Annotated in this window: 2 protein-coding genes; both read right to left on the bottom strand. The window is 52.3% G+C overall.

Annotation, left to right across the window (positions count from 1 at the left end):
• The coding region (locus LBF86_03775; GenBank protein ID MDR0664622.1) for a hypothetical protein at nt 1-7,595 on the bottom strand (7,595 nt) is incomplete at its 3' end.
• 6 nt (nt 7,596-7,601) lie between these two features.
• Complete coding sequence (locus LBF86_03770) at nt 7,602-7,835, bottom strand: hypothetical protein (protein ID MDR0664621.1); 234 nt, start codon at nt 7,833-7,835, stop codon at nt 7,602-7,604.
• Between the last annotated feature and the right edge of the window lie 25 nt (nt 7,836-7,860).

Raw genomic sequence — 7,860 nt, 5'->3', positions numbered from 1 at the left:
TATATCTCGTCCGCTTGCTTCTCCAATTCGCGCGTTTGACTAATCAACTCATTTTCGCGCTCTATGCGCGCTTGACTTTGCGGGGCGGGTTTTTCGCCGTCTAGTCTATTGGTATTCGTTGCTTGCGGCGTTTGCGTTTTGCCCGCTAAGATGGCTTCTACGTCGTAGCCCTTTTTAGTAAGACGACGGCGGGCGGCTTGCGTAGCCTCTAAATCAGAATGTCCTTTAGCCGCCGCTATCGTAGCTTCAAGGTTTGTTGGCGGACGAATACGCCCTGCGGCTACTTCGTCGTCGTATTGTTTTCTTAGACGCGCCGCCTCTGTTTTATGGCGTTCAATATCCGCAAGCGTCTGGCGCTCTATATCTCTTTGCGCTCTAGTTGGTAAGCTACCTAGCGGACTATGCCGCGCGGCGTTCATATAGTCTTGCAGTCCTTGCTCCGCCGCGTATCGATCGAAGGTTACGACGCGAGGGTTTGTCGCTTGATTATCGCGGGCGGTTTGCGGTATAATTTCGTCTGGAGCCTTTGATTGAGAGAGCTGTGTCGCCTCAATCCGATCTACGGATCGCCCGTTAGCGTCCGTCGTCTTAACGGGGTCGGCTCTCTTTTCAAACGCCGTCATCAACCACTTTTTCTTTTGCCCGTCGTAATCTAGCCTAACGCCCGCCGTATGCGTTTGGCTTTCTAGTCTAACGCGGTTCTCCGTTCTGGATACGACGCTCGTCGTATCGAGTATGCCTTGCAGATCGTCTAATACCTCTGGGTGATACTTCGCTATCTTTGCTAATCCATACCCGTCGCTCTTGCCCGTTCCTTCCGCTCCCCATACGAGATCAATATCGCCGACTTCCCTATGATCCAACGCCGCGCTTACCTCTCCCTCTCGTCTAGCGAGCAGCAAATCTTTAGCGGCGTTAGTCCGCGCCATTCTCGCGGCGTTTATCGGCTCGCCTTCAACGCCGAGACTTCTCAGCTCTATTAGCCGATTTTCCGCGGCGGTCAGTCTGGTTAGCGCGTTAATGGCGGCTTCTTGCCTTCGGACTAGGTTAGCCGCCTCTTGCAAAGCCGCGCTATTTCTCTCTCCGTATATCTCCAGCGCCGCGTCGATTCTGTCCATAGGCGCTATCTCGCCGCCAAACAGGTTAGGCTGTCTTTGCTCGTTGGCTCTCGCGATCAGATCGTCTATGCGCCTTGATAGCTCTATCGCCCCCTCGTCTTTCATCGCGCGAAAACGCCTAAAAGCCAAACCCAATATATCCGCCGCCAAATCGTTGGCGGTTATCGGATTGCCTTCCACGTCTTTACCGCCGTATTTGGTTAGCCTCTCTATATAATCGGCGGCTAAACTCTCGGCGTTTTGCCTAGCGTTTGCGCCCGCTATCCGCATTCTGTCGATTGCGCTAGGCAAAACGGCGTTTAGATCGATTGCGCTATCGTCTAGCGTTTGCGCCGCTTTACGCAGATTGAAAAACGCGTATGCGTTACGATAGATCATCTGCTTGAAGCCTATATCGCCCGCGTTATCGCGCATATATCTATCGACGGCGTTAGGGTTAGCGTCGTTAAGCCTGCCGATCATCGCTTGATTAGCTTGCGTCTCCTCGCTAGCGCCTAGCCTATTTTTCAGATCGCTTTCGCCTTGTAAGTAAGCGCTTGGGCGTTCGGAATCAAACATTTCGTCGAGTTTGCCCGCGTATTTGGCTTCGTTTGCGATAATCTTTTCTTTCTCGCCAAAGAGCCTCCCGTTGTTGCTAACCTTCGCTATACGCTTTAACGTATCCTCGTTATCGTCCAATACCCTAACGACCATTAAGCGCTTCGACGTATCGCCGCCTGCGGCTCTTTCGTAATCCCTGAACGCTTCGGGAAACTCGCGCCTCATACCCTCGATATAGCCGCGATATTGCGCCTCGTCCATCGTTTGAATCGCCCGCGCCCTATGGTTGCCGATAGCTACGTTGCCCGCGCGATCGATAAGAGGCGTTCCATCGTAACTCCCTCGCGGGACAAAGTGCGTTTGAGGGTTGAAACTATCGCGTATGTTTCTAATGTTGTTGGCGTTCGCGCCGTCGCGGAATTGAAGCCCGTCGTTGGTTGTAAAGCTCGGACGAATATCGTTAGCGGGGATTATCTTATAGCTATACTTAGCGTTAATGCCGTTAATATCGTCGATTAGCCGCCCCTCGCCAAAAGGGGCTATAGCGTCGATCGGCGTTTGAGCGGCGCTTACTTGCCGACCGCGGGCGCTCGCCTCTTGAGTTTTAGAGGTTATCGGCTTAAACGGCGACTTAGGGTAGCGTTTAAGCCATTCGCCTAACGCCGATTGTATATCCCTCTTTCGCGCCGAAGCGATCAGATCGGAGAGCGCCTCGCCGATGGTTTCTTTGTCGCCGCCGACGGCTACCCCAGAGTTCAGCTCATAGACGGCGAACCTTCGGCTGTTATAAGGAGAGCGAGCCGCGCCAAAATGAAGCCCGTTATAATCGAAAAGAAGCGCGGCGGTCTCGTTGAAGGTTTTATCGCGTTGGTCAAGTATATACGCTTTGCCCTCTTTCGCGCGAGAGATAATCGCCTTAGCCTCGTTAACGTCGGCTATCGCTTGGCGATTTTCGGCGATATAATGAAGCGCGACCTCGCGCTCCTTATCGTCCTTCGCGTTAGCGACCGACTTCTCGAAAGCCTTTATCTCTCGCGCTAAAGAGGCTATACGCTCGTCGCTCTCCTTAAACGACGACGCTACGGCGTGTCGCCAACGAGGAGGTATATCCTTAAGCTCGTTGGGAACGGGCGTTTTAGGTTTGGCTTCTCGAGCGGGTAAAACGCCGTTATTGGCTATAACCTCGTTGATTCTTTCTCTCGCCTTTTCGCCGTTTCTAAGTAAATTGGCTTTGGCGGCTTCAATCGCCTCTTTAGCCGTCTTGCTAGCGCCCGTTACCCTTAGCCCCGTATCGACGCTATAGACCGAATAGCTCCCTTTGTCCTTTACCAGCGCGAAAGTTAAATCCTCAAATCCGTCGAAAGATACTTTAGTTCCGACGATAGGCTTCAGCTCGGTTTTGCCGTCGTCGGTATTCCTCCTATTCCAAAACCGATACGTTCCGCTTTCGCCTATCTCGTCCGCCGTTTCGTTAAACGCGATACCTTCAGGCGTTGCGCCGCTCGCTTTAGGCTCGGCGGGATTACTCGGCGCTTTGGTTTGATCTCTTGGCGGTTGATTGGCGGGCGTTTGCGGTTGCGCTTCTTGCGCGTTAGCTTGACTTTTAGGGGCGGTAGATGGTATAGTTTCATTAGCGGAGGGGCGCGGGTGTGCCTTCGCCTTTCCGTCATTTACAAAGTTTCTATCGCTGTAATAATCAATCGCCTTCTTTCCGTCGTTAAGCTCCTCGATAACAACTCTATATCTAACGCCGTCTCGCTCTAAATCGTAGCCGTAGCGAATGCCGTTTGCCGTTTCGCTAAAACTATCGGTCGCGATCTTGCCGTTTCGGATAACGTCGCCTATCTCTAACATCTCCCGCGGCGTTAAACCGCCGGTAGCGTCAGTCCCGCCGTGTTTAACGATAATCTTGCGCGCGCCCGTTTTTCTACTGCCATACTCAAACAAGATTAGATCGGTAGCGTCAGCCGCTCTTAACTCCGTTTGCGGCGCCTCGCCTAAATAAACCTCCCTAACTAGCCTCTGCTCGTCGGTTAGCGTAGCGGGGTCAATCGTCGCTAGATCGCCCTTTACCCTTTCGGCGCGAGCGACTTTTGGCGTTTGCGCCGCTTGACTTTTAGGGGCGGTAGATGGTATAGTTTCGGTTGCGGGAGCGCGCGGGATGTTTGGTCTAGCCGCTCCCGCGTCTATATTTCGATCGCTATAGTAGTTAAATACTTTTTTGCTATCGTTAAACTCTTCTACGATAACTCTATACCTAACGCCATATCGCTCCAGATCGTAAGCGTATCGGACGCTATCGGCGGTTTCCGTAAAGCTACCCGCGTTTAACTTCCCGTTCCTGATAACGTCGCCGATCTCCAGTAGCTCTTGAGGCGTTAATCCTCCCGTAGCTTCTATGCCTCCGTGCCGCAATAGTATTTTTTTAGCGCCTTTATGTCTATTGCCGCTCATAAACGCGATTAGATCGCTTTCGTCCGCGCCGCGCAGTAGGGTTTCAGGTTGGTCGCCTAAATACACCTCTCTAACTAGCCTCTGCTCGTCGGTTAGCGTAGCGGGGTCAATCGTCGCTAGATCGCCCTTTACCCTTTCGGCGCGAGCGACTTTTGGCGTTTGCGACGGCTGTTCGGGCGCTTGCGCGTTAATCCCGCCCGTTTGATTCTTTGGCGCGATCGGGGGCGTTTCGCTCGCGCCGTTATCTTTTGGGGGCGGCGGTTCTCCGCTAGGCTTTGGCGGCGTCGCGCTATCGCCCGTCGTGAAATCGGGTTTATACTCGATCCGTCGCGGCGTATATCCTAGCTCTTTAGCTACGTTTTCCACTTCAACGTCGATAATCTCTTTTATCTCGTCTGGCGTTGCGTTTGGCGGAATGTTTTCAGCCGCGTCGTTAGCCGCGCGCAACATCGAGCGCATATTGGCTATGTCCTCTAGCGTTATACCCGCTTTCGGAGCGCGGGATACTCGCTTGGCTAAAGCGTCTAACCCTCTATCCATATCGATAGGCATATAGCGGCGCTCTCTAGCGAGCTGATGAACATACGTCCTAAAAGCTAGCGAATTGTTAAGGTAATGCGCGAAGTAGCGGAAAAACAGCGTTATAGCCGCGTAGCCCTTGCTAAATACCGTCGTTTTCGTTATATCTTGCGCTAATTTGTTTGCTCCAGAACTGCGCGCCTTGATAATCGACTTTTGCAGACTAGCCTCTCTCGCGGCTAATTTGTCAAAGTAGTCCATAATCGTTTTATAGCTCTGCCCTAGTTTATCGCCGCCAAATATCTGTTCCTTTGCCTGATCGTCTATCTTGTTCCACATAGCGTGAAACTCCTCGAAGTCGGTATATCTGGCGATTTGATTTAATCCCGTCTCTTTCGACGAGGCGTTTAGTATGCCGTTTGCGATCGCGTCGTAGAACTCTTTCATTTTTTCGGGTTGCGATTGGCGCATAAGCACGGCAAATTGAGCCAAAGCCGTTACGTTGTCTTTGTCCGATAGTCCCCCGTTTTCTAGCAACTTTTTAATCCACTTAGGCGCGTCAAACTCTTTATTGTTTAGCAGCTCCTTGAAAATGCGCGTATCGTTTATAACGCGCTTGTAATTGGAATATTGCCTGTTTATGTCGTCCCAAATACGCGCGAAGCCTTCTTTTTGTTCGGCGCTTAGATTAGGCGAGGCTTTGATTGTGTTTCTCACGTCGTCCTTAATAGCCTCGCGAACGTTATCTATCGCCTTGCGTTGCGAGAAAGTAAAGTCGTCGATATGTTTGCCGTAATAGTCGTTTAGTTCGCGTTGGAGTCTAAACAGCCCTTCTAGCGTTGCGTCGTCGGCTATCTCGCCGCTCGCGTCCGCAAAACGCCGCCGCAAAGCCGTTAGCGTTTCGTAAGCCGCTCTGGAGGCTTCGTCGATCTGCGGCGTTGTCGGGCGTTCGCCTTTGACGTTAGGCGGAAAAAACAGATCGTTCAGCGCATCGTCGATAGTTTTTAACGATTTTCCGCCGCGCACAACGTCTTTTCCAATCGCCGCTATCAACAAATCCTGCCCTTGAGCGTATAGCTCTTCGTAGTAGCTTTTTATGCCCGTCGCTCCGTCGCGCAAGAAATAAAACAGATCGCGCGATGTTGTTTCTGGTAAGTTTAACTTAGCGCGAAGGTTTTTGATTAGCTGGGCGCTGTCTAAGACGTTGTTTAGAAACGCTCTATCTTGTCCGAAAAAGAAATCGCCTAATTCGCTCGCCGTTCGCGAATTGCCCGCATACCAAGCAAGCGGATTTCTTACCTCGCCGCCAAAGAGTTTGGCTATTTGGCGTAATTCGGCGCGCGCTTGAAGCTCCGTTTTAATTTGCTCTGGCGTTAAGCTGTCTAACATCTGCGCGTTTGCCCGCCAGCTTACGGGTTTAGGCGCTAGCTTCCAGCCTAATCTAAGCGCGGCGGGTATAGCGTAGCCTAATCCGGAGGCGATTATATTATCCATAGCCTCGCCGCTAATAACGTTTTGGCGCTCTTTATCCGAATGAAAGCGCTGGTCGGTAAGCGCGAGCTGTTGCGCCGCGCCTATTTTGCCGAGCGTTGGAGCGGAACCAACGGAGGCGCCAACCGCGACGGGCGTCGCGAGTTTGCCGAGTTTAGCGAGCTTGCCCAGCTTTTGGACGATAGCGAACGTTACCATCTCGCCCGCCGCCATCGTCGCGAAACTTGAGCCGCGCCCCTTAATCGACGCCGCAAACGCCGCTATCGCGTCCTCGAATAGCGGCTTATACGGGAGGTTAGAATCTCTAGGGCGCGCGGCAATCTCCCCGCTTTCGTCGTTTATGGAAATCTCTAAGTTGGGCAGACGTTTAGCTACTTCGTAGGCGTATTGCGCTATCGCCTCGGGGTCTTGCCTGCCGCCCGTTACCCAATCGACAAAGCCGTTTTCGCCAAACGAGGCTGGATATAAACTAGCGACTATCGCCTGCTCTTTAGGCGTTAGATAGGTATTCAACGCCGCGGATTTTTCGGCTTGCGTCATTTGACTGATAAGCTTGTCGCCGTTAAGCTCGTTGATAATATCTTGTATCGCGGCTATTGGCAAATCCTCCAAAAAAAGCCCCGCTACTTTCGTCCCGTTTCGCATAGCGGCGCTCCAAATCTCTTCGTTGGTGGAGTTGGGGTTTCTCTGAATCTCTTGGTCTTGTATGTAATCTCTAACTTCGGCGGGAGTCCAACCATAATTAGCCAACGTCTCAAACGTCGTTTCGGCGGTTGCGGCGACTACGTCTTTCGCGGCGCTTATCGCGTTAGCCGCGCCGTATCTAACGGGACCGGCGTAAAGCGGATTTAGATAGTAGTTTAGATCGCCCGCTTTATCTTTGTAGGCTTCCCAATCTTGATCTCTTTTATTAGCGCGATAATCTAGCTTTTCGCTCAGCCTATCGCCAAAGCCTCTATCAAGCGAGCTTAACGCGAACGACGGATTTTTAGGCGGATGATTGTAATTTGCTATGGAGTCGTTTTCGTCTTGCGCGGGAGTAGTCCAGCCGCCGCCTAAATCTATCAGCCGTTCCGGCGGTTGCGTCTCGTTAGCGCCTAGCGCGGGATTTTCATCAGCCGCAAGCTCTTGCGCCGTTTGCGCTACTTGCGCTTTTATCGCCTCGTATGGGTCTGCCGTTTGCGCGGTTTTATCTACGTCGGCGAAAGCGTCTTGCGGGCGTTTTGTTTGCGCGGAGGTTTGCGGCGGTTGCGTCTCGATCGCGTTAGCCTCTTGCGCAATCGGCGAGTTAGCGTTTTGCGGTTGTTGTTTCGGCGGCGCAAACTTATGCAGATTTTTATTCGCGAACTCCGCCGCCGCGTTTTCGTCGTCGTCGATATTGCGCCTATAGTAATTCGCTAATCCGCGGAGCTTTGCGTCGTCGGGTTGCGCGCCAAACTCATCGTTTCCAAAAATATCGTTTAACGTAGCCATAACAGATTACGCGAAATCAAAGGATTTGTTATAAGGCTCTAGCTCCTCGTCGGTCGCTCCAAACGCCTTGGCCATATTGCGCTGAGCCGCTTGGTCGCGGTTAAGCCGTTGCTCTTCGGCTTTCAACATCTTTTTCTGTATGCGGTTGTTTTTCTGCGCCGCGTCGTAACTAGCCCACGCGCCGCCAATCGCGCCCGCGCCTTGCAATACGCTTCCTAGTCCAGCCCAATCCATAGCCATAGTTAGCCTCCTAAATAAATGTCAG

The sequence above is a fragment of the Helicobacteraceae bacterium genome, assembly GCA_031258155.1.
Lineage (GTDB): Bacteria > Campylobacterota > Campylobacteria > Campylobacterales > SZUA-545 > JAIRNH01.
Note: the sequence above shows the minus strand (reverse complement) of the source record. Positions and strands in the feature narration are given on the sequence as shown.

Coding starts and splice junctions, on each gene's coding strand:
- LBF86_03770 (MDR0664621.1), bottom strand. CDS start 7,835: ATGGCTATGGATTGGGCTGGACTAGGAAGCGTATTGCAAGGCGCGGGC.